At 42.7% G+C, this 23,510-nt stretch carries 20 protein-coding genes, 1 tRNA gene, 1 rRNA gene and 1 pseudogene; 18 read left to right on the top strand and 5 right to left on the bottom strand.

Annotated features, from left to right (window positions below):
- The 4 genes from rrf to L5M49_RS23095 form a co-directional block, all read left to right on the top strand.
- Window positions 1-85, top strand: a 5S ribosomal RNA gene (gene rrf, locus L5M49_RS23110); the annotation flags it as partial.
- A gap of 36 nt (window positions 86-121) precedes the next feature.
- Window positions 122-198 (top strand) — tRNA-Asp (locus L5M49_RS23105).
- Between the two features lie 335 nt (window positions 199-533).
- The gene (locus tag L5M49_RS23100; RefSeq protein WP_173242460.1) at window positions 534-788 is read left to right on the top strand and encodes a YkgJ family cysteine cluster protein; all 255 of its coding nucleotides are present in this window, start codon (window positions 534-536) and stop codon (window positions 786-788) included.
- Between the two features lie 22 nt (window positions 789-810).
- Entirely contained in the window at window positions 811-1,266 is a 456-nt protein-coding gene (locus L5M49_RS23095) for an Rrf2 family transcriptional regulator (RefSeq protein ID WP_105250838.1), read from the top strand.
- On the opposite strand, the gene L5M49_RS23090 is transcribed toward L5M49_RS23095, so the two are convergent.
- Genes L5M49_RS23090 through gpmM form a run of 4 tightly spaced genes read right to left on the bottom strand, consistent with a single transcriptional unit; the run spans window position 1,241 to window position 5,935 of the window.
- The gene (locus tag L5M49_RS23090; protein WP_263149110.1) at window positions 1,241-1,996 is read right to left on the bottom strand and encodes a divergent polysaccharide deacetylase family protein; all 756 of its coding nucleotides are present in this window, start codon (window positions 1,994-1,996) and stop codon (window positions 1,241-1,243) included. The genes L5M49_RS23095 and L5M49_RS23090 overlap by 26 nt on opposite strands.
- 9 nt (window positions 1,997-2,005) lie before the next feature.
- Window positions 2,006-3,214, bottom strand: a complete 1,209-nt coding sequence (locus tag L5M49_RS23085; protein WP_263142301.1) for a S41 family peptidase — start codon at window positions 3,212-3,214, stop codon at window positions 2,006-2,008.
- 32 nt (window positions 3,215-3,246) lie between these two features.
- Complete coding sequence (locus tag L5M49_RS23080) at window positions 3,247-4,380, bottom strand: murein hydrolase activator EnvC family protein (protein WP_113941204.1); 1,134 nt, start codon at window positions 4,378-4,380, stop codon at window positions 3,247-3,249.
- A gap of 10 nt (window positions 4,381-4,390) precedes the next feature.
- Complete coding sequence (gene gpmM, locus L5M49_RS23075) at window positions 4,391-5,935, bottom strand: 2,3-bisphosphoglycerate-independent phosphoglycerate mutase (protein WP_263206955.1); 1,545 nt, start codon at window positions 5,933-5,935, stop codon at window positions 4,391-4,393.
- A 267-nt stretch (window positions 5,936-6,202) separates the two neighbouring features.
- Here gpmM and L5M49_RS23070 point away from each other — a divergent pair, with 267 nt between their 5' ends.
- From L5M49_RS23070 to L5M49_RS23005, 14 genes are all read left to right on the top strand, one after another.
- Window positions 6,203-6,637, top strand: a complete 435-nt coding sequence (locus L5M49_RS23070) for a rhodanese-like domain-containing protein (protein ID WP_105253030.1) — start codon at window positions 6,203-6,205, stop codon at window positions 6,635-6,637.
- Between the two features lie 295 nt (window positions 6,638-6,932).
- A complete protein-coding gene (gene secB, locus L5M49_RS23065; protein WP_006083777.1) occupies window positions 6,933-7,418 on the top strand; it encodes a protein-export chaperone SecB in 486 nt (161 codons plus the stop codon).
- 4 nt (window positions 7,419-7,422) lie between these two features.
- Window positions 7,423-8,439 (top strand): NAD(P)H-dependent glycerol-3-phosphate dehydrogenase, encoded by a 1,017-nt coding sequence (gene gpsA / locus L5M49_RS23060; RefSeq protein WP_105250843.1) that lies wholly within the window; start codon window positions 7,423-7,425, stop codon window positions 8,437-8,439.
- Window positions 8,440-8,748: 309 nt separating this feature from the next.
- A complete protein-coding gene (locus L5M49_RS23055) occupies window positions 8,749-9,933 on the top strand; it encodes an NAD(P)/FAD-dependent oxidoreductase (RefSeq protein ID WP_263206957.1) in 1,185 nt (394 codons plus the stop codon).
- Window positions 9,934-10,066: 133 nt separating this feature from the next.
- The gene (locus L5M49_RS23050; protein ID WP_259583385.1) at window positions 10,067-10,915 is read left to right on the top strand and encodes a TnsA endonuclease N-terminal domain-containing protein; all 849 of its coding nucleotides are present in this window, start codon (window positions 10,067-10,069) and stop codon (window positions 10,913-10,915) included.
- Window positions 10,882-13,020 carry a transposase gene (locus tag L5M49_RS23045; protein WP_259583384.1) on the top strand — a complete coding sequence of 713 codons (2,139 nt, stop codon included), beginning with the start codon at window positions 10,882-10,884 and terminating at the stop codon, window positions 13,018-13,020. The genes L5M49_RS23050 and L5M49_RS23045 overlap by 34 nt, the downstream gene beginning before the upstream one ends.
- Window positions 13,017-14,435 carry an ATP-binding protein gene (locus L5M49_RS23040; RefSeq protein WP_263177543.1) on the top strand — a complete coding sequence of 473 codons (1,419 nt, stop codon included), beginning with the start codon at window positions 13,017-13,019 and terminating at the stop codon, window positions 14,433-14,435. The genes L5M49_RS23045 and L5M49_RS23040 overlap by 4 nt, the downstream gene beginning before the upstream one ends.
- Window positions 14,436-14,536: 101 nt before the next feature.
- Complete coding sequence (locus L5M49_RS23035; RefSeq protein ID WP_263177544.1) at window positions 14,537-16,099, top strand: TnsD family transposase; 1,563 nt, start codon at window positions 14,537-14,539, stop codon at window positions 16,097-16,099.
- A 100-nt stretch (window positions 16,100-16,199) separates the two neighbouring features.
- Window positions 16,200-17,867 (top strand): class I SAM-dependent DNA methyltransferase, encoded by a 1,668-nt coding sequence (locus L5M49_RS23030; RefSeq protein ID WP_263266880.1) that lies wholly within the window; start codon window positions 16,200-16,202, stop codon window positions 17,865-17,867.
- Window positions 17,868-17,871: 4 nt separating this feature from the next.
- A complete protein-coding gene (locus tag L5M49_RS23025; protein ID WP_263266879.1) occupies window positions 17,872-19,128 on the top strand; it encodes a restriction endonuclease subunit S in 1,257 nt (418 codons plus the stop codon).
- Between the two features lie 106 nt (window positions 19,129-19,234).
- Entirely contained in the window at window positions 19,235-19,747 is a 513-nt protein-coding gene (locus L5M49_RS23020) for a hypothetical protein (protein ID WP_263266878.1), read from the top strand.
- Between the two features lie 10 nt (window positions 19,748-19,757).
- Window positions 19,758-20,723, top strand: a complete 966-nt coding sequence (locus tag L5M49_RS23015; RefSeq protein ID WP_263266877.1) for a DUF4868 domain-containing protein — start codon at window positions 19,758-19,760, stop codon at window positions 20,721-20,723.
- Window positions 20,720-22,450 (top strand): ATP-binding protein, encoded by a 1,731-nt coding sequence (locus L5M49_RS23010; protein WP_263266875.1) that lies wholly within the window; start codon window positions 20,720-20,722, stop codon window positions 22,448-22,450. The genes L5M49_RS23015 and L5M49_RS23010 overlap by 4 nt, the downstream gene beginning before the upstream one ends.
- Complete coding sequence (locus L5M49_RS23005; protein ID WP_263266874.1) at window positions 22,440-23,267, top strand: HNH endonuclease; 828 nt, start codon at window positions 22,440-22,442, stop codon at window positions 23,265-23,267. Before L5M49_RS23010 ends, L5M49_RS23005 begins: the two co-directional genes overlap by 11 nt.
- A 9-nt stretch (window positions 23,268-23,276) precedes the next feature.
- Here L5M49_RS23005 and L5M49_RS23000 read toward each other — a convergent pair.
- Window positions 23,277-23,510: pseudogene (locus tag L5M49_RS23000) on the bottom strand (IS4 family transposase); the annotation flags it as partial.

Raw genomic sequence — 23,510 nt, 5'->3', positions numbered from 1 at the left:
ATCCCATCCCGAACTCAGAAGTGAAACGCAAACGCGCCGATGGTAGTGTGGGGTCTCCCCATGTGAGAGTAGGTCATCGCCAAGCGCCTAATTTAGGTTAACGTGTAGACGTTAAGCTAAAGGAGCGGTAGTTCAGTTGGTTAGAATACCGGCCTGTCACGCCGGGGGTCGCGGGTTCGAGTCCCGTCCGCTCCGCCAACATTAAGAGATAAGCCTCATCGAAAGATGAGGCTTTTTTCGTTATGGCGTCGCGGATAATTCGTGTCAGTGACGCTAATGCTTCGGGCTCGAAGCATGTGGTTATCCTCATACTCGGCCATCATGTAGATGACATCCTTATCAGAATATGAAGCTTTCGCTTCAATGTTAAAAATCAAAACCTACTTTTTTGCCGATCTTTATTCCACTTTATCGATATTGTTTCTTTCACGTTCTGAAAACCTCCTGTGCGCGACTTGGCAGTATTGACCTGTGACACTGATCTCGGACAAATTAAACGGTATAATGCCTTATGTCTTTCATGAGTAACGAAAATGAATTGTCGTCTTGGGTGTGGTGCTTGTTGTATTGCGCCTTCAATAAGCAGCAGTATTCCCGGTATGCCAAAGGGTAAGGCGGCGGGTGAGCGTTGTGTGCAATTGAGCGATGCCAATTTATGTTTGATTTTCGGCTCGCCCGATCGTCCTGCGGTTTGTAGTGATTTCGATGCATCTGAAGATGTTTGTGGTCATTCGAACGAAGAGGCGCTTTGGTTGATTACCCAACTCGAATCTCAGACCTCTCATTAAGTTTATCGCTGACAGGTGAAATATGCAGTTAACTCGTTATACCGATTTTGGCGTTCGTACCCTGATGTATTTAGCGGTTCAGCCAGATAGAACAACTTTATTTAGGATTGCTGAAATTACGCAGGTGTTTGATCTGTCACCAAATCATGTTTCTAAGATAGTGCATCATTTAGGCAAGATGGGTTACCTTGAAACCATCCGCGGTAAGATGGGCGGTTTCCGTTTGGGTAAGCCTGCGAGTGAGATTAACCTAGGCCAGTTAGTTCGAGTATTAGAAAACTCACTCGCACCGATTGATTGCAGCAAACCTTACTGCCGATTTACACCAGCCTGTAAGCTTAAAGGCGTGTTAGCCCAGGCTGTTGAAGCTTATTTGAATGTGCTGGATCAATATACTTTGCTGGATATTGTGAGTAACCGTGATGAGTTAGTTGCCTTGCTGCCAGACTTTTCTATTTCAGTACTGCAACTGGATTAGTACCACTTTTAAGTGCAATACCGATGGGGAGCAAACTCGATGCTGGCACTAGATCAATCCCCTCGGTTTTAAGTCTGTGTAGGTTAGCCTCTAAGAAGCGCATAGTTTCTGGATAGGGATGGGCAATCGCCACCAAGCTACCTTGGGTATGTGCCTGACTTATCATTAAGTTAAATTGTCTCTCGAGTGCATTGGCACTGGTATCATTGTCTAGAAACAGTTGGCGTTTTAGTAAAGGAATGCCTAGCTTATCTGCGTTATCCCCTGCCTTAGTGAATCGTGTTGTCATACTATCGACAAAATATAGCTGCTTTTGTTTGAGTGTTTCCATGACCCATAGCATGGGATCGTCCAGTTGAGTTAATAGACTCCCCATGTGGTTATTGGCACCTTTGGCAAAGGGAACGCTGTTAATCGCATCAATAACACTGGTGCGAATTTGTGCCTCAGTCATCGTATTGGTTAACCCCCCCAGCCCTAATGTCTTACCATTAAGCGCCTGCATGGGAAGATGTAGCATAATTTCGTGGCCTTTTTGGTGTCCTGCGTTAGCGAGTTCTTTGCCAAGTGGGGTATGGGGTAATACAGCGAGTGTTACTGTATTGGGCAGTGCCAGTACGGCTTTATCTGTATGACGATAACCTATGTCATCAATAATGAGTGCAAGCTGGGCAGCATAGCTTTGAGAAATGCTTAGGGCCAATAGGGCCAAGGAATAAAGTAAGCGCACAATTTCTTCTTATTCGTCATGGTGCTGTATCCATGCAATGGCAGAGGTCACTTGATGATCTTGGGCCAGTGATGCATGGGCTGATAGGGCGTCGATTATAGCTAAATTACCAACGCTGGGACCAGTTTCGGCGGCAATTTTTATGTCAGGGATGATCCCTATGTTATGAATGTTTTCACCTCTAGGAGTATTGTACTGGGCAATTGTGAGTTTAATCGCGTTACCATCTTCTAAGATGGGGATCAGGCTTTGTACAGTACCTTTGCCAAAACTGGTCTCACCTAAGAGTTTGGCACGACCATTTTCTTGTAATGCGGCGGCGAGAACTTCGGATGCAGAGGCCGAACCTTTGTTGATTAACACTAGCATAGGCACGTTAGTCAGCATGGTTTGCGGTGAGGCATAGTAGTCAGAGTTGGCGTCGAAGAAGCGGCCAGAAGTTGAGACTATGCGTCCTTTAGCGAGAAAGAGATCCGCAATTTTAACCGCTTGGTCGAGCAGGCCGCCGGGATTATTACGTAAATCTAAGATGAGTCCGGCGAGCGGTTTGTTTTGCCATTGGCTGAGCGAGCGCACCATATCTTCGGTCGAGTTTTCTTGGAAGTTGCTTAATCTGACATAGCCAATATTGCCATCAAGCAGTTGAGTGCTGACCGACTCTATAGTGATATTGCTTGGCTTGAGTGACACTTTAAAGGTGGCATCGTCATTACTGTGTTTTAGCTCTAAGTTAATACTCTGATTATTGAGACTATGTCTTTTTATTTCAGTAAGGATATCGGCTAGATTCGTTTCAGTCGCCAGGGTGTCGTTAAGTTTAATAATAATATCGCCCGCACGTATTCCCGCTTGCTCTGCGGGAGAATGGGCAAAGGGGGCTATGATGCTGATGTGGTCTTTTTGGGCCGCGACTTCGAAACCGAAACCAAAATACTCGCCGCGATTAGAATCTTTAAGATCGAGTAATTCTTGATGATTTAGGAAGCTGGAATAGGGGTCGAGATGTTCAAAAATGCCTTTGATGGCGGCCTGCACTAACTCTTCTTTGGGAACGGTTTTGATATAGTAAGTTTCAACCGTTTCAAGTACATCTTGTAGTAATGGATAGTCAAAGTTGTCGCGGTAGGATTTTGCATTCTCTTGGCTGGAGAGGCTGATGGATAGGCCTAAAGTGAGACCTAATCCAACGCAACTGATATAGCGGATCATGTATTTCATAACGGTCCCCTGTGATAAGGGGACCGTTATGATTAGCGACAGTATTTCGCTGGATCGACGGCTTGCCCTTTATGCCTTATTTCAAAGTATAGGCCAGGCTCGCTCTGTCCACCTGAACGTCCGACTAAAGCAATCGCTTCACCGCTTTTTACCATCTCACCAGGGCTTTTTAGTAGGGTTTGAGCATGACCGTAAAGACTCATATAACCTTTCCCGTGATCGATGACCATGACAAGACCAAAACCGCGTAACCAGTCGGCATAAATGACTTTACCACCTGAAACTGCTCGAATATTTTGCCCTTCTGGTGCAGACAACATAGTGCCTTTCCATACTACTTGACCGGAACGTTGGCTACCAAAGCTAGCACTCACACGACCTTTAGTTGGCCATTTAAGTTTGCCACTTTGTTTACCAAAGCCTTCCATCGAGGGGTTATCTTTCATGGCCCGGAGCGCTTGTTCAACGACGCGCTTTAAGCTGGCCTCTTCAATTTGCAACTGCTCAAGCTCTGCACCCTTAGAATTTAAGGTGCGTTGCAGCTCTTTGATGGTCAGTTGACGCTGATCTTGCTCTTGGCTCAAACGTTTAGCTTGTACTTGTTGTTCGGCCACTAGTTTCGTTAATTGCTTTTGCTTACTCGTTTGCGACACCTTGATCTCATCTAGCTCGGTCAAGGTTTGCTTTAATTCGTTGATCGACTTCATCCGCGCTTTATTGAGGTATTGGTAATAAGCCAACATACGCTCGATAGTGGCGGGACTTTGCTGATTAAGCATCATCTTAGTGTAATCGTGATTACCGGCAAGATAGGCGCTCGACAGCTGTTTCGACAGTGTTTGTTGTTGAGTCACTTTAAGCGTTTCTAACTCATCTTGACGTTGTTTTAGCTCGGCAAGTTTAGTGTCGATTTGCGCTAAGCTATTTTTGGTGCTGTTGACTTTTTTGGCAGCTGACGCAATCGCTTCTTCATCGCTACGCAGCAATGACAGCAGCTTTTCTCTTTGTTTACTGGTGGTTTTTAATGCGCTTTGTTGTTGATTTATTTGCGTTTGGATTGATTTTAACTCGGACTTACGCTTCTCCAAATCAGAAGCGTGTGCCGAGAAAGATAACATCATAAAGCCAGCAATAATGCTGGCTTTAACAAGGAGTCGAGTGCTCACTAGGTAACGGTTACTCTTTTATGTGGATTAAGGGTTTGCCCGTCATCTCAGCTGGAATGGCTTCGCCGATCAAGGTCAGGATGGTTGGTGCAACATCGCTGAGTTTACCACCTTCATCTATGGTCGCATCGCGTCCAACAAAGACGAAAGGCACGAGTTCACTGGTGTGGGCCGTGTGAGCCTGACCTGTGGTTTCGTCGGTCATTTGCTCGGCATTGCCGTGGTCGGCGGTAATAATACATTCTCCGCCCACTTTCGCCAGCGCATCAACCACACGGCCGATACAAGCGTCGACAGCTTCACAAGCCTTAACGGCGGCATCGAAATTACCTGTGTGGCCAACCATGTCACCATTGGGGTAGTTACAGATGATCACGTCGTACTTAGTTGATTCAATTGCTGCGACTAACTTGTCAGTCAGCTCAGCTGAACTCATCTCAGGCTGTAGATCGTAAGTTGCCACTTTAGGCGAGTTGATTAGGATGCGATCTTCTCCCTCGAATGGCTCTTCTTTACCGCCGTTAAAGAAGAAAGTCACATGGGCGTATTTCTCAGTTTCAGAGATACGCAGCTGAGTACGACCTTGTTTCTGCAGCACTTCACCTAAGGTATTCACTAAGTTTTCAGATGGATAAGCGATAGGTGCTGTGATGTCGCCAGCATACTCAGTCAAAGTGACGAAGTACATTTTCGGCATAACAGCGCGTTCGAAACCATCGAAGTCTGGGTGAATAAAGCTACGGGTGATTTGACGGGCACGGTCAGCACGGAAGTTCATAAAAATCAGGGCATCGCCGTCTTTTAAGGTCGCAACTTGACCGTTGGCATCTGTGATCGCCGATGAAGAGACGAATTCGTCGTTCTCGTTACGCTCGTAAGCCGCTTCTAATGCTGTAACGGCATTGTCGTATTGGAATTTTGACTTGCCTTGGGTGATTAAATCGTAGGCTTGCGACACGCGATCCCAACGATTATCCCTGTCCATAGCAAAGTAACGACCAATAATCGATGCGATACGGCCATGGCCTAATGTAGTAAACAGATCATCAAAATGGCTCAAGCTGCCCTTAGCGCTGCGCGGTGGCGTATCGCGTCCGTCGAGGAAAGCGTGCAGATAAACCTGAGTTGCACCGCGCGCAACGGCCATACGGCACATAGCTTCGATATGCTCTTCATGGCTGTGGACGCCGCCGGGGGAAAGCAAGCCCATAATGTGCACAGCTCCGCCAGCTTTGATGGCTGAGTCTACCGCATCACATAGCGCAGGATTTTTTTCAAACTCATGATCTGCAATGGCTTTACTGATACGAGTGAGTTCTTGATAAACCACACGGCCAGAGCCTAAGTTAATATGGCCAACTTCAGAATTTCCCATCTGGCCATCAGGTAAGCCAACATCTAAGCCAGAACCTGAAATCAAACTATGGGGATATTTAGCGTTGAGACGGTCGAGTACCGGAGTCTTGGCGTGGAAAATCGCATTATTATGCGTGTTTTCACGGTAGCCCCAGCCATCGAGGATCAACAACGCGAGCGGACGTTTAGCTGTCGTCATAGTGATACCTTTAAGTTTTATAGAAGCGATAGAAATCTGAAATTGGTCAAATATTACTACGTTAGCGGGGTATGAAAAAGCGCTTTACCCCGATTAAGGTCATCGAATCACTAATTCGCCCGATTCTGTGAGTGGCTTGTGACAAGTACAGAGTCAATTGCACTAAAAGTGCGATCTCGAACTGTGACTAAACTGCTGCATTCTGCCAAGGCAATCGGTATACTCTGTGCCCTTATCGAATTTTCGCCATTTATGCGGGCAATCATCATGCAAGAATATATCGAATTTTTTAAAGCTCACTCAATGCTCAGTCTGGCTTGGGTGGGATTATTTGTTGTGCTTGTCGCGAGTATCATCAAATCGAGCATGTCAAAAATCAAAAGTATTTCTCATCAAGAATTAACGATTATGGTGAATAGACAGGATGCTAAAGTGGTTGATGTGCGCTCGAATGACGAGTTCCGCAAGGGCCATATTGTTGATGCACTTAACGTTACGCTCGCCGATATTAAAAATAATCAGATCTCAGCCCTTGAAAAGTATAAAGCCAGTCCCATTATATTGGTATGCAATGCTGGCATGACCTCGTCTCAAGCCGCTCAGCTTTTGAGTAAGCAAGGTTTTGAAAACCTGTACAACTTGAAAGGTGGTATGGGTGAATGGCAGGCAGCAAATATGCCTGTTTCAAAAAGCAAAAGATAAGTTGTCGGCGGCAGTTATGATTTAAGCTGCACTCAATCCAGTGGATAGTGCAGTAATAAAGTCATCATTGTTTGGCATACTGATCCTACGGTCGCTAAGGGCTTAATGTAAGTTTTTAGACTGGTTCGATCGATACCCGAATATGGGTACAAGTTGGGATGATACCGAGATCTGATATAGGCCTTGAGTAACATAAGCCCCGAGCCAATTTACGTTCATATAGTAATTGGCTTTCAAATAATAATTGGCTTTCAACGAAAAGCCGATACAACATTGATAGGATAGGTAGGAAATTATGGCTGAAGTAGCAAACAACGAACAACAAGCCCCACAATTCAACATCCAACGTGTTTACACTAAAGATGTGTCTTTCGAAACGCCTAACAGCCCAGCGGTATTCCAAAAAGAATGGAACCCAGAAGTTAAGTTAGATTTAGACACGCGCAGCGCTAAATTAGCTGATGATGTGTATGAAGTTGTCCTGTCTTTAACTGTGACTGCACAAAACGGTGGCGATACCGCTTTCCTATGTGAAGTTCAACAAGCCGGTATCTTCTCTATCACTGGTCTGACTGAGCCACAACTGGCCCATTCATTAGGTGCATACTGCCCTAACATCCTATTCCCATATGCTCGCGAAACCGTGGGCAGCTTAGTTGGTCGTGGTACTTTCCCACAACTGAACTTAGCACCTGTTAACTTCGATGCGCTGTTTGCCCAATACGTGCAACAACGTCAAGCTGCTGCGACTGCACCAGCTGCCGAAGAAGCTAACGCTTAATTACATGAAAAACTCTGCCGATATCACGGTATTAGGGGCGGGCTCTTATGGCTCCGCCCTTGCCATTTCTTTAGCCAGCAACGGTCATAAGACCTTGTTATGGGGACACGATCCTGTCCACATGCAAACGCTCGCTCAAGACAAGTGCAACCAAGCTTTTTTGCCTGGTATTGCGTTTCCTGATTGTTTACAGATCGAAGCCGATTTAGCTAAAGCCTTAGCCGCCAGCAACAATGTGTTAGTGGTCGTGCCAAGCCATGTGTTTGGTACTGTGCTTGAGCAAGCTAAACCGTTACTCCGTAGCGATGCGCGCATCGTATGGGCAACGAAAGGGCTCGAGCCTGAAACCGGACGTTTGCTGCAAGATGTGGCCCGTGATGTGTTAGGTGAGCAATATCCGCTGGCGGTGTTATCTGGGCCGACCTTCGCGAAAGAACTCGCCATGGGTTTACCTACGGCCATTTCGGTCGCGGGCACTTGTCCTACGTTCACTAACGATCTCGTCGAGCTGTTACATAGCCCTAAACGTTTGCGGGTTTACGCCAATGACGACTTTACCGGACTGCAACTGGGCGGCGCGGTAAAGAACGTGATCGCGATTGGCGCGGGCATGTCCGACGGTATCGGCTTTGGTGCCAATGCCAGAACAGCCTTGATTACCCGTGGTTTAGTCGAATTGACGCGTTTAGGCGAAGCCTTAGGTGCCAATGCAGCCACCTTTATGGGCATGGCGGGGTTAGGCGACTTAGTGTTGACCTGTACCGACAACCAATCCCGTAACCGTCGTTTCGGTTTAGCCTTAGGTAAAGGCTGTGATGTGATGACAGCACAGGCTGAAATTGGCCAAGTGGTTGAAGGTTATCGCAATACCAAAGAAGTGTTTACGCTTGCGAAACGCCTCGGGGTTGAAATGCCAATCACTGAGCAGATTTACCAAGTCTTGTATCAAGGCAAAGCGCCGGTCGATGCTGCGAAAGAATTGCTCAGCAGAGAAAAGAAATCAGAAACGCCGACGCAATAAACCGCGAGCCGTGATGATGCTGTAATGCCGAATAAAGGAAAGGGTGCTAAAATAGCGCCCTTTTTTGTGCCCGGACTTCTGGTGTGCAAGATGTATCCCCGGTCGCCAAGGCCCTTGATGTTCCCGACATCAGACGAGCATTTCCTCCATCCCTGGAGGTCAGGTGGTGAAAGAGGGGATTTGTGTCTAGCGTTTGAGCTTATCTTTGCTCCGTTTCGCGGTTGCTGACTTGCTTGCTAAAGGTTAGCTAGTCAGCAAACTGCCTGTTGGCAGTCAATACCAATCAATTTATCTGTGTGGAGTAAGAGCGTGAAACATCATGATGTCATTATTATCGGAGCCGGCGCCGCGGGATTGATGTGTGCAGCGACCGCAGGTTACCGAGGCCGTGATGTACTCGTACTCGACAATGCCAAGCAAGCTGGGCGTAAAATCCTCATCAGCGGCGGCGGGCGTTGTAACTTCACCAACCTTAAAGTCGAGCCCGCTAACTTTCTCTGTGGTAATCCCCACTTTGTTAAGTCGGCACTCGCGCGTTATCCGTCGCAGCAGTTTATTGAACTGGTCGAGCGCCACGGCATTGAATACCACGAACGCGATCACGGCCAATTGTTCTGCAATGACTCGGCCAAAGAGATAGTCACTATGCTATTGACCGAGTGTGAATGGGCAGGCGTGACGATTAAGTTGCGCAGCGATATTCTGGCCGTTAAAAAGACCGAGGCAGGGCGCTTTGAGCTCAACACTTCTAACGGCGAACTGAGCTGCGACTCACTGGTTATCGCCACGGGCGGCTTATCCATGCCTAAACTCGGCGCTACGCCTTACGGTTATCAACTGGCCGAGCAGTTTGGCCTTAAAGTATTGCCAACTCACGCGGGTCTAGTGCCGTTTACCTGGCACAGTGAAGATAAAATTCGTTTCGAACCTCTGTCAGGCATTGCCGTACCGAGCCGCATTACCGCTAAAGATGGCACTGCGTTCAGCGAAGCGCTGTTATTCACTCACCGCGGCTTATCTGGCCCTGCTATTTTGCAGATTTCCAACTATTGGAAGGCGGGCGAAACCATAGAAATCGATCTCTTGCCGAATATGGATTTGGCGCAATTGCTAGAGCAACAGCTCGCCACGCATCCTAAACAGAGTTTGCGTAATACCTTAAGCCAATGGTTGCCTAAACGGCTGGTTGAAGTGCTATTCGATGAAGCCCTGTTGAATAAAGCGTTAAATCAGCTAGTGCACGCCGAGCGCGCAAAACTGGTGGATGATCTCCACCGCTGGACAGTATTGATGAACGGTACTGAAGGCTACCGCACCGCCGAAGTGACCTTAGGTGGTATTGATAGTAATGAGCTATCATCCAAAACCATGGAAGCCAGCAAAGTCGCAGGGCTCTACTTTATTGGTGAAGTCATGGACGTAAGTGGTTGGTTAGGCGGGTTTAATTTTCAATGGGCCTGGGCATCCGGCGTCGCCGCAGGGCAAGCTGTATAGTTGTGTGTAGAGACAATAAAGTTTGCCCGTAAGCACTAAAGTTTGCCCGTAAGAATATTTTCAGACAATAAAGTTTGCCCGTAGTGACTTTTGATACTATGCTTTTTCTGGATGGAATATATCAGGAAATGTTATGTCACGCGGAAGAAAGCTTGAATCTTTGCCAGATTATCAACGAGCCTTAAAAAATAAGTATGGAATTGGGCAAGGTTCCGATTATAAGCCGTGGCTGAGAATTCAGGATGTGAAAAGTCATGGTACTAGATCGATAATTTTAGGAAGAAAGTCTCAGAGAAGTCATCATATGATGTCCTCAATCGAGAGTGAGTTTTTCTATTTAGCGGAGTTCTCCGACAGTGTCGTTGATATAAGAGAGCAGTTTCCAATTTTACCTCTTAACTACACGCAGAAAGTGGCGAGTATGTTGGGTGTTAAGCACCCTATCCATCCCAAAACTAAAGAACCAATCATTATGACAACGGATCAGTTGCTTACGATTGATTCTATTCAAGGCATTTCATATCACGCAGTTTCTGTTAAACCTGAAAGCGAATCTGATAAACAACGAGTGCTCGAAAAGATTGATATTGAAAGAGTTTGTTGGGAACTGCTTGGAGTTAGGTTTAGCTACTTCACTGGCAATGAGTTAACCAAAGTACAAAGTCGTAATCTTGACTGGGTAACAGCCCCGTTCCGTGAAAATCCACCTTATTTTTCTGATGGACAGATAAATAGCGCATTAACTGTTATAAATGTTGGCCAGTTTTTTTTCGAAGATCTTTGTAATAAATTGATTTCTATGAATATAGCTTCATACGATGAGGCTCAATTACTTATTCGTTACTTAATCGCAGATAAGTTCATTGATGTGGATTTATCATCATACATTCCTGAATTAGGGATTTTAGATGTTAAATCGATTGCAGATATGCAAAGAGGGCGTAGTGAATGGAATTTCCTAGAAACAGTGTTTGGGAGTTAAAAGGCTCTGATTTAGCTGAAGATGGTTTATACCGTGTTTTAGAAATTATGCACGATGTTACATCTGTCGTCCTATTCCCCCTTAATACCGAATCGCCAACCTCTCGGCCTTTGGTTTTTTCTATGGAAGCATTTATTGAACATATAAAAAGTAAGAAAGCCAAAAAATCGGAGTTTACTTTACCAAGTTTTCTTTTGGTCGCAGAGGAGAATATCCCTGAGGAACATATTGCCCGTAGAGATAAAAACTATGGACTTATTGAAAATATTGTTTCAGATCGGGCTTTTGTTTTTGATTACGCGACGAAAAAACGTGTTCCACATCTTGCAGAGTATGCAAAAAAAGTAGATATCGATCGTAAAGCATTATCCCGACTTTTATCGCAATATTGGCGTTACGGTCAGGAGAAAATGGCTCTTCTTCCTGCATTTTCTAAAAGCGGCGGTTCGGGAAAGGATAGGATACCAACAGACAAGCCACTCGGCGCACCTAAACAACCAAGAACAGTGGCGGTAGAAAGAGCGGTTAAATACATAATCACTGATATTGACAAAAGTAAGTTTAAGAAAGCACTGAAAAAATACTACCTAAAGCAGACTCGCTTGACGTTATCAAAAACTTATAATTACATGCTAATAGATAGTTATGCTGATGAAGTTCGCATTGCTAATGCGTGTGGTAAACCGCCTGCTGTACCAACGCTTAAACAGTTTAGCTATTGGTCAAAGAAAATATTTAGCCAAGATGAGTTCATTAAGGGCCGGACAACAGAAAATGATCACCTCAGGAATAAAAGAGGTTTATTAGGGAGTGTCATTCAGGATAGCTATTTACCTGGAACTCACTTTGAGATCGATGCAACAGTCGCAGATGTTCATATTGTTTCTGAATTGGGGGCGCAGCATATATTAGGTAGACCAACAATTTACATTGTTATCGACAGAGCTAGCCGGATGATAGTTGGCATGCATGTATCGCTTTTCCATGCTTCATGGCGTGCAGCTAGACAAGCATTATCAAATAGTTTTTTACCTAAATCTCGCTATTGCAAAGAGTTTGGTGTAGATATCGATGATTCAGAATGGCCTTGCTCACATATTCCAAAGGAACTCGTTTGCGATAATGGTGAGATGATTGGCTTACAGCCTAAGACTGCACTCAATCCGATGACTAAGCTATCGTTTACCCCTCCTTACAGACCGGACCGTAAAGGAGTGGTTGAGAAACGTTTTGATATTTTGAATAAAGAAGTTATTCATGAATTTTTGGGGACTACGAGGGGGGGGGATATTGTCAGAGGTAGTCGGGACCCAAGAAAGGATGCTATCTACACTTTGAAAGAAGTGACTACTGAAATAATAAAAACCATTCTAGAGCATAATAGGTCTATTTTTAACGACCTAGCTTTTTCAAGTCCATTACTAGTCGAAAATGACTTATCACCAACCCCTATCAATTATTGGAAGATTCATCTTGCTAAGCATAAACATGAGCTTCAAGCTGCACTTCCTGATGAGGTTATCGCTCGTTTACTTCCTCCGGCTGAAGTCAGTATGACACGCAGTGGTATATATTTTAATGGGTTGTATTATTCATGTTTAGAAGTTGAAGAACGTAATTTAGCATCGGTTGCTCGATCGTCTGGTCAATGGCGATTAGAAGCACGAATCGATGAGAATACTACAAACCATATTTATGTGAGGCTAGATAAAAATCATGGCTTTACACTTTGTCATCTGCTACCTCGTAGCCGTATGTTCAAAGATAAATCAATGTATGAGTCTGACTTTATGCAAGACTGGTTAGACTCAAAAAAAGAGTTAGCACCTATAAGTGTCGCATCTATTGATGATCACCAAAGTCGTCAACAGATGTCTAAACATGCTAAAGAACGAAGCAAGAACTCTGAAAAGATATCATTTGCTGAAAAAACGAAAAATGTCCGCCAACACCGCAAAGATGAGCTAAAAGCAACAACCAATGTGCTCGAGGCAGAAACAAAGAGACAAAACGTTATCGATTCTACGTCATTAAATGAAATAGTTGGTAATGTCGTTTCTCTGCCAGTTGGCAGGAAAAGAAAAACAAAAGGAAATCCATCATGATAACGACTAAAGCAATTTACCATGATGCAATACTGCCGGAACATCGAGGAAATCCTTTAATTGAAGCGCTCCCCCCAAAGAGCTCCTGGGAAACCGTTATGGAAGTCTTCAGCAATTATCCTGATTATGCAGAAGATATTGCTGAGCATCCAAACCCTTTAGTAAGAGATGAGTACTTAAATAGAATTGAAGAACTTAGGCAGCCTTTGACAGACTATGAAGCCTGCTTTAGAGCGATAGAAAGAGCAATTAAAAAGGGATATTCAGCGAAAAACCCACTAAGTCCAACCACTGCCCAGTATTTGCATTATTTGGTTGATGAAAGACCAGAAATAGAGCCAAGAACAGGCTTCTTTCAACCCAAAGGAGAGGGTTTAACGCTAATTGGAGAAAGCGGTGTAGGCAAAACATCTATGCTTGAGCAAGTGCTGAATTACTTTCCTAGCGTAATTGAACATGACTCATACAAAGACCATCCTTTAAATCTTAGGAAGCAAGTTGTTTGGATAAAGGTCGATTGCCCGAGTAATTCAAGCGTAAGAGATTTGTGTGAAGAGATTTTAGCAGCGTTAGATCTTTCATTGGATAGAGAAAAGACTAAACCAGCAGGAACAATTGGTGCACTGGTTCGCCAATTAGAGCAGTGCATTAAATCTAGCTTTCTTGGAATGTTAGTTATTGATGAGATGCAAAATTTACAGTTTAAACGAACAGGGGGGGAGAATAATCTACTTAAATTTTTGCATCGATTAGTGAACAAATTAGGAGTACCACTTTTCTTTGTTGCTAATCCTCCATTTGATCAGACGTTAGTTAAAGAGCTAAAAGCCGCTAGACGAGCTGAAAGCGGGTATCATCACAAAATGTCAGTTCTTGCGAAGGAAAGTACCTCGTGGAATGCATTCATTGCCCAGCTTTGGAACTACCAGTGGACTAATGTATACACAGAATTGACAGATGAACTTAATGACTCCCTTCACCTACTATCTGTAGGTAATATTGATATGGCGAGCCGTACTTATCGAGAAGCGCAGCGTTTAGTGATAGGCAGTGCCGATGAGAGAATTACAGTATCAACCCTTGAAGCGGGTAATGCTATTGCATGTGGTTTATCACGACAAACCAATGAAGTTAAAGAGTTAATAAGTTCTATTGTGTTACCAACGGGAAAACAGCGTCGCAGTATGAAAGTTGATACGCAAAAAGTGCTAACCGTTGATAAGACAGGCGATATCACAAAACCGCAGCATCCAGAGTTTTCCTCTAGACTGATTGAGTTACTGGGTGCAGTTGATTTACTCGATAGGATAAAAGATCCTGATATATTTCAACAAGCCGCAGGGCTAGAAGATCCCATTAGCTTTTTGAGGCAAAAAAAATTAATGCTTGATGATCCGTTAAATAACCTGTGTTAAAAGCCTTCGAAAAGATTATCACAACCTTAAATACTGCAATCTACATAATTTCGTCTAAAATTTAGTCACTGAGTAACTAATAATATATTTTGGGGGAAAGAATGATACTTCCCCTAGCCTTTCCTAATGAAATCTTGTTTAGCCGTCTTGTCCGTCATTTCACCTTAACTGGCATGACAATCGAGAATTATCTCTCGACTGTATTCGATAATCACAAGGTAACTATTCACCCCTATTTGACTGCCGGACTTTCTCAACTCAGTAAATTTAGCCTGGAGTCGTCAGTTGAACTGATGAGTGATCAGACGCTTGCGCCCTTGTTTATTCATTTCTTGCCATCTTACCAATCAACTATTTCCACAGGGTTAGTGTCTAGTAATGCCGCTTATGCCATCAGGGCTTGTCAGTTAACAAGTGTCAAAGAAAAAGAGTCTTTATCTATTAAGTTTTGTCCCCAATGTGCAATAGAAAATATCCAAGAGTTTGGTACATCGTATTGGCATCGTCCTCATCAAATCCCAGGTATCGAGTCTTGCTATAAGCATCAAGTATGGCTAGTTCATCTCGCATTAGTTGAAAGGTCAAAGCTGAGCCATTGTTTCTTACCTCAAGTGGATTTTAACCCCCAAAAAAGCAGTTTACTTAGCTATGAGCTGGCAAAATATGCCGCGAGCTACCTTAACGGTGTAAGCAAAAATAATCAGAGCTTCAATGTAAAAGATATAATCGCCAATCTCGATAAACTAGGTTTTGTTACTAAAGATGGGCATTTTCGTAGGAAAAGATTAGTCGAAGATTTCTATCAATTTACTCAAGACCTAGCTTACCAGTCACAACATCTGTTACCTGAGTCATCAACAGACTTTAGATATGTGTCGTATTTGCTTTCAGGTAAGGTTTCTCAACATCCATTTAAATACCTCTTGTTGGGATTCTGGCTATCTAAGCATTTGCCTTGTGAAGAACATAATGATCCTTTGCCGAATGGTTCCGATCCAGCAGAGCTACTTGAAAGCAAGTGCATTAAATTACTGCATCAAGGTGAATCGATGGCAAGTGTGGGGCGGCTTATTGGTAAAAGCCGTTGTTATGTTAAAGCTCTCGCATTACGGCTTAATATCCCCGTTAGCCTTAAACCTAAACAGATAACAGGGGATATGAAATCTAAGATTATGTTCCTCGCCAGAAAGGGCTTTCATCGAAAGGCAATTGCAAAGCGAGTGGGTATATCTGTTGGAAGTGTTGAGCAGCAAATCTCTACATCGCCTGAGTTAGTCCAATGGCGTAAGCAATGCCGACATGAGTCTAAAAGACGAAGATACAAGCTTCAAATCACCAGATTTATCCAGCGTAAACCAAAGGCGATTCGACAACAGATTAAGTCCTCATGTAATGCCGCTTTCTTTTGGCTGTATGCATATGACAAATTATGGCTAGAATCACACCTTCCTATAGCTCAAAAGCCGGTAGCTAAACCAAGAGTTGATTGGCAAGAACGTGACGCCATGTTGGTTGATAAGGTGATATCCATCATGCAACAACATAACAATCAATTATCACGAACCCAACTAGATAAACGACTAGGTGGCCATGATTGGTTAACAAAAAAGAAGCATAAGTTGCCGTTAACAATGAATGCGTATCATAAGTTAATCCAAGCATAATTTTTCTTTTGCTATTACAGATTTACGATCTTAATAGTATTTTTTATTGGCTAATTGTTGATAGAATTGGTCCTAATATTTTATTCGGTAATTCAGCTAAATGGCAGATTTCAAAAAAATGGAGCAGCTTGAAAAGCAGCTCTGGAGCGCAGCAGACAGTTTACGTGCTAATACTGGTTTAACCGCTCAAGAATATTCTCGTCCAATTTTGGGGCTTATCTTTTTACGCTATGCTGAATACCGCTTTACTCAAGCTAAGCAACGCCTCGATGATGGCTCAAGCCGTCGTCGAACAACTGGCAGTATCAAATCACGTATTCAAGCCGAAGGCGCTATGTATGTGCCAGATGAGGCGTTATATAGCAACCTGTTAGAACTGCCAGAAGGTGCGAATATTGGTCTCAACGTCAATAACGCCATGAAGGCGTTAGAAGCTGAAAACGAAGCCATTAAAGATGCCCTACCTAAAACCTATACCCGTTTCGATAACGATATTCTAAAAGGCCTACTGAAAAACTTTACCGCTATTGATTTTGGCATGGGCTCAGATGTGTTCGGTCGTATCTACGAATACTTCCTTAATGAGTTTGCTAAAACAGAAGGTCAAGGCGGTGGCGAGTTTTTCACACCATCAGCATTAGTTCGTTTAATCACTGAAATTATTGAACCATATAGCGGTAAAGTATTCGACCCTGCTTGTGGTAGCGGAGGTATGTTTGTCAGTTCGGCAGACTTCGTCTCGAGTCATAACCGATCAACTACAGGTACTGCTGGCGCTAACGCATCGGATGAATTGTCCATCTTCGGCCAAGAGAAAACAGGCGATACAGTACGTTTATCTAAAATGAACCTAGCTGTTCATGGCTTGCAAGGTGATATTCGTGAAGGTAACTCTTATTACGAAGATCCGTTTGAGTTAGCCAAAGGCGAGATAACTGACGGTAAGCAACATGGTCAGTTTGATTTCGTTATGGCTAACCCGCCATTTAACGTCAATGAAATCCAAAAAGAGCGTTTCGAAGGTGACAAACAGCGTTTCCCATTCGGTATGCCACGTAATGACAACGGTAACTATTTGTGGATTCAGATGTTCTATTCAGCGCTTAACAAAACGGGTCGTGCGGGTTTTGTTATGGCCAACTCAGCCAGTGATGCCCGTGGTTCAGAGCAAGACATTCGCCAACAATTGATCGAAGATGATGGCGTAGATGTCATGGTCGCCGTATCAACTAATTTCTTTTATACCGTAACCCTACCCTGTGCTTTGTGGTTTTTAGATAAAAACAAACCTGCTCACAATAAAGACAAAGTACTGTTTATTGATGCTCGCCATATCTTCCGCCAAGTGACTCGTTCTGTGCGTGATTACACCAGCGAGCAACTTAACTTTATTGCCAACATTGTCCGTTTATACCGTGGACAAGCCATTGATAATACCTATCTAGAAACCCATCCAGATGCTGGTAATGATGGGACTTACTCTCTCGATAAGTTCTTCGAACATGCTGGTGATCAATCCGAAGGTAAATTTGTTTATCGCGACATTGCAGGGCTTTGTAAAGTCGCCACCAAAGCTGAAATCATTGAACAAGGTTACAGCTTAAACCCTGGACGATATGTTGGCGTTGCAGAGGGTGAGCAATTAGAAGATGAAGATTTTAACTTAAAATTTGAAGCGTTGATGGAAGAACTAGTGGTTCTTAATACAGAAGCTCATGAATTGGAGGGTGATATTGCCCAAAGTGCAACTTTAATTCTAGGGCGTTAATTTCATGAGACATTTACGCAAAGTTAAGATTAAAGATCTGGGAAAAGTTTTTACAGGAAGTACTCCGTCAACTAAGGACGAAACAATGTGGGACGGAGAGTATCCTTTTGTTAAGCCATCAGATTTAATTAATGGCTCAAGACGAGTATTTAGTACAGAAACAAAACTCAGTCATAAAGCAACTAAAACATCTAAAGGTAGGCTACTACCTGCAGGTACAACGTGTATTGTAACAATTGGAACGATAGGGAAGCTATGCCAACTAGACAGACCTGCAGCAACGAACCAACAAATTAATTCTATTGTTGTAGATAGAACAAATTATGACGAAGATTATGTCTACTATTTGATGTCTCAAAGTATTGATAGGGTAAAAGTTGTTGAAGGTGGATCTGCTTCTGGCCGAGAGCATGTTAAAAAAAGTACATTTGAAGAAATCGAAATTGAGGTGCTGCCTTTTTCGGACCAAATAAAGGTTTCTAATTTGGTCGCTCGGTACGACAATTTAATCGAAAACAACAACCGCCGTATCGCCATTTTAGAAGAGATGGCGCAATCCCTTTACCGTGAGTGGTTTGTTAACTTCCGCTACCCAGGCCATGCCAATCAGCCTGATGGCTCTTCTGACCATGAAGACAATAAACAAAACCTAATCGACTCCCCATTAGGCCCAATCCCCGAAGGTTGGGAGGTTAAGCGCTTAGATGAGGTCGCACAAGTTAATCCGCAGAGTATTGCTAGCAAAAACGCACCTAAATCAATAGGGTATATTGACATTAAAAGTGTTGGTTCAGGTATTATCAATGAAGTGAAATCTATGAGCTTCAAAGATGCACCAAGCCGTGCAAAAAGGATAGTTATAGATGGTGACATTATTTGGGCGACAGTTCGACCAAATAGAAAACAATTTTCTTATATTTGTAAGCCTAATACAAATACTGTCGCTTCTACAGGATTTGCCGTTCTAAGAAGTACAAAGGTGCCATCAAGTTACTTATATAGTTTTACTACGACAGATTTATTTACATCATATTTGGTAAATCATGCTACTGGCTCAGCTTATCCAGCTGTTAACGCAGATATTTTCTCTAAAGCTAATGTACTTGTACCTCCAAATGAACTTCTTGAAAAATTTGATGATCTTTGTCAAGTAACAATGAAGCAATCAGAAGTGCTTAAAAAGAAAAATGAAAACCTTAAAAAACAGCGAGATATGTTGTTACCTAAATTGATATCGGGACAAATACAGCTAAAGGATTAAGCTATGCAGCGAAGGAACGCAACAACCCTAATACCATCAATAGCCATTTTCATAAGTGGCTATACACCGCTATTTTTGATCATGATAATCAAGGATATTACCGGACTTGATTGGTATACGTATCAGTTTAGTTCTGCCACGCCCGCTGGGTTTTGAAAGTATTACATTCCCCATCGGTTTTTTGATGACAAATTCAAGTGTAGTTTGGGGATTAGTCATCGTTTCAGTGATCAGTTTGTTGATGCTGCGGTATGTCCTTAAAAACATCACTTCTAATCCGTTTGAAATCACCATAACAAAAGCAAAAAGTCGCTCTAGTGAAGTGGTTAATTACACTATTCCCTATATGATTTCTTTCGTTGCTTTTGACTTAAGCAAATGGCAAGACTTGCTATCGCTCCTCATATTCTTGGGCATTCTCTGTTTACTTTCCATTCGCAGTCAGAGCATTTTCATCAATCCTATTTTGGCTGCACTTGGCTATGGTCTTTATGACTGTAGCTATACCGAAAATGGAAAGGCTAAAGAGTGTGTGATGCTATCGCCGAAAGATTTAGCAATTAATGATGTAGTCGAATACAAAAAATTGAATAATTACATGGGTATAATAAAAGGTTAAGGGACTAACGATGCAAGATAAATTACAGCTACTGGTACAATTAAAAGCAACTAACTTTGATGAATTGAACTGCCGTTTATGGGTGATTAAGAAGAATAGTCGCAATGGTCAACATAGCTATCGAACACTGTTTGCAGCTATTGATGGTTTAGATAGCGATTTAAAAAATACACTTAGGGCATTCTTTCGTGGTAACGAAAATTCGATTGAGCCAATCAATGGCCTTAGCGAGTACCAAGTGTTAACAGCAGCGATAGATGAAGATCGTGCACTAGTTGCTGGAAAGCATGATACCGATTTTGCTGCAATCATTGAGCAAATTGAAAATGGTGCGGATAACGACCCTGTAATTGAAATCAACAGTTTTAACCATGCGTGGGCTTTAGTTTTTGAATTCACCGACGTTAATGGCAAGTTTTATGGATTTTCTAAAGTAAAAGGCGGCTGGAATTTAAAGTCCGCTAAGACAGCAAAAAACTGGATATTTAATGAAGGTCAGTTCAAGAAAGTAGATGCTGAAAATATATTTTTGTTTAGGAATGCTATCGACTTTGTTGCCTACGGTAATGATGTGTTTATACGAGATAAAGCTAACTATGAGCTTGGTTTGAACATACGCGAAGGTTTAGAGGCTAAACGCGATCTTTTGGCGGATGCTTTTGCTGCACATGGAATAGTTGCGAGCGTGGATAATTTAAAAGTAGCCATTGGTACTAATAAAACATTGCTTCGTCGTTTAGTTGCTATCGAGCAAACTCGCTATTTTGAAGACCAAGAATTTATCGAAGATATGAAAAATATTATTGAAGATCATAGATTTAACTTGCCTTCGAATGAAAATGGACAGTTTATCATTGATGAGAATAACATCGATTTATTCTTAAAGCTGGTAAACGATAAGCGTTTTATCTCATTGATTAAAAAGCAAATGGTTGATGCGGATGTTGTAGAAGTTGTAGAGCAGCCTACTACATGAAAATAAAATATACCCCTAATCTAAACTGGAGAACACCAGCCCCTAAGTTAGCTGGAGAGGAGAGTTTTCTCTCTTTAAGTGGTAACAATTTTGACGATTTTGATACGCAGTCAACATTGAACAGTATTCTTGTTATTGATGGTGTCGTTCAGCCTGTTGATTTTAGTTTAAAGGTGCTGATTGCTGGTTGTGATTATACCGCGAAGAGGTTAGATGAGCTATGTGCTGCTGGGTGGGATGGTGAATTTCCAATACCGAATGTAGATTACGTATCCGTGCCGACAGATGTTGATTTTTATAAGATTTTACTCTCAAAACTTGGTGTTAAGGTCAGTGTCGAGGTGTTGTTAAAGTTACGAGATGCTGGATATTTAATCAATGTTGTCAAAGATGTAAAGGTTAATACCCTTGTTGAAACTTCAGAATTTTCCAATTCTTTACTTCGGGACAGTGGTAGTAATAAGTCATTCCAAGATGGCTGGCGTCTGTTTGTTGGTCAAGAAAGTCAAATCAGGGATTTCACGTTAAATATTTTGACTCCTGAGTATGATTCGAAACCAATACCTTTTAGATTCGAATCAAATCTGCTGCCTTACGATGTCAATGTTTTAATCGGTCCTAATGGTATTGGTAAATCTTATTGTCTGAGATCATTAGTGGAATACTGGTTGAAAACAGGAATGGGTGATAAAAAAACGCTTGATGGCTTAGGTCATGAGCCATTTGATGTAAGGCCTAATATTAACCGCTTGATTTTGGTGTCATATAGCCCTTTTGAAGAGTTTAGCTTGGGTCTAACAGCCGAAGATGAGGTTGCTGATAGAAGCTCATATCGATATTTTGGGTTTAGACAAAAACGTGACGATGACTCGATACGTATTGAGCCCGAGAAACTTGAAGGAGACCGAATACGCATTAATCGAAATTTACCAAAATTTGAGGCTAGCCATTCACTGATTGATGCTATTTTTGAAGACGAAAAGTATAAAGATGAAAGCTGGTGGGTTAATAAGTTTGAAGCGGTAGAATCGGCATTAAAAGTAGCGCTAGATTTTGACCACTTAGCGATTAAAGTGAATATGGATAAAGCGGGTGGGATTTTGGATGGTTTTCCCAGTATTATCAACGGTGAAAATTATCTAGAGTTAAATGGACTGATTGGTGCTAAATATGGAAAAGCAGCATTTAAGAGCATATGTAATTTTACTGATGGCATTCAGTTTATTAAAGATAACAAAGTAAAAGGACTGAGCTCAGGCCAGCAACTATTTAGTTATATTGCCATTAATGTGGTTGGGGCGATAAGGGAACATAGTCTAATCGTGATAGATGAGCCTGAATTGTTTTTACACCCTACTCTTGAGATTGAGTTTATTTCTTTGCTGAAGGTCATCTTAAAACCATTTAAATCAAAAGCTATCTTGGCGACACACTCTTTGGCTGTCGTGCGAGAAGTGCCATCTAAGTGCGTTCATATATTTCGCAATGAAGGCAGCGGTCTCGAGATCGTCCCACCTCCATTTGAAACTTTTGGTGGGAGTGTGCAGCGGATATCTTCTTATGTATTTGGTGACAAATCTGTATCTAAACCATTCGATGAGTGGGTAGAGCAGCAGATGAAAGATAATCCTGACGCAGAGAAGCTGATTAGTGACCTTGGTGATGAGATTAATGAAGAGTTGATGATGAAAATTTTAAGCTTGGGGAGACAATATCGTGGTCGCTAAGCTTGATCTTCCTGTTAATGATTCTGTTCAAGTTACTCGTGATATTTTTGCAGAACGAGTGCATAACAAAGAGTTTTACGATGCTTTATTACCTGATTTAGAAGAACTAATTGTTACTTATATTGAGCTCGGTGGTGACCCCAGTGGAATGGAACCATTTGACTTATCTCCTTATATCACTCCGCAGAGAATTAATGAGGAAGCGCGGTTAAAGATCACTGCTAAAGAGAGCCCTGACCCATTAGTTAGGCTCATAGGTAAGCGGAAAAAGTCGCTAATTGGTCTGTATTCACCGGAAAAAAATAAGCAGCCTTACGATATTTTGGAAGAGATGAGAAGAAAGCACGGGCTGCTGTTTTGTCCTAGTTGTGGTGAGCCTGGCAAACCAGGGACTCTAGATCATTATTTTCCTAAAGATGCTTACCCAGAGCTAGCTGCTGTTCTTGTTAACTTGACGCCTATGTGTAGTGAGTGCCAAGGTCGAAAAAAAGATATCTTTCAAGATGCGCAAGGGAATAAAATATTTATTCATCCATATTTTGATCCCGTTGACCAAGTATTCATTTCTTTAGATATTCATGAGCCCTATTCTAGTCCGGCGGCATTTAGTGTATCTGTTCCAGCTAATGTTGATCTCGCATTAAGGCGATTAGTTTGTGCCCATATACACGGTGTGGATTTTGTCGAGAGATTTGAAGAGTTCTGCCGAGCACAATATATGACTCTATTAGTTAACTTTGCACAAGAACGATTAGATCCAGATCCTGATACTGCAATTCGAATCGTAAGAAGATTTTTGAGAAATACTGAACACTGAAGGATCCCCTCATAAATCAGCCATAGCATAGCCATATTTGAGCAACTGATTGGCGAATAATACCCAGGCCGCCAGCAATTCTTTCTCCGTGATTTGATAATCAGGCCGCCTGAGTACCTCCAATCCCAAGCGAATCGTTGAGAGTACCGTTCGATGCCCAATGGTATTGGCCTGAAAATGCTTATCCCAGCCCTGTTGCTGTGCGTGTAAACCAACTAGCCACAACAGGCATTGAACCATCAA

It is taken from the genome of Shewanella sp. SM74 (assembly GCF_025653725.1).
Taxonomy (GTDB): Bacteria; Pseudomonadota; Gammaproteobacteria; order Enterobacterales; family Shewanellaceae; genus Shewanella; species Shewanella oncorhynchi.
This window is presented reverse-complemented; position numbering and strand designations above follow the sequence as displayed.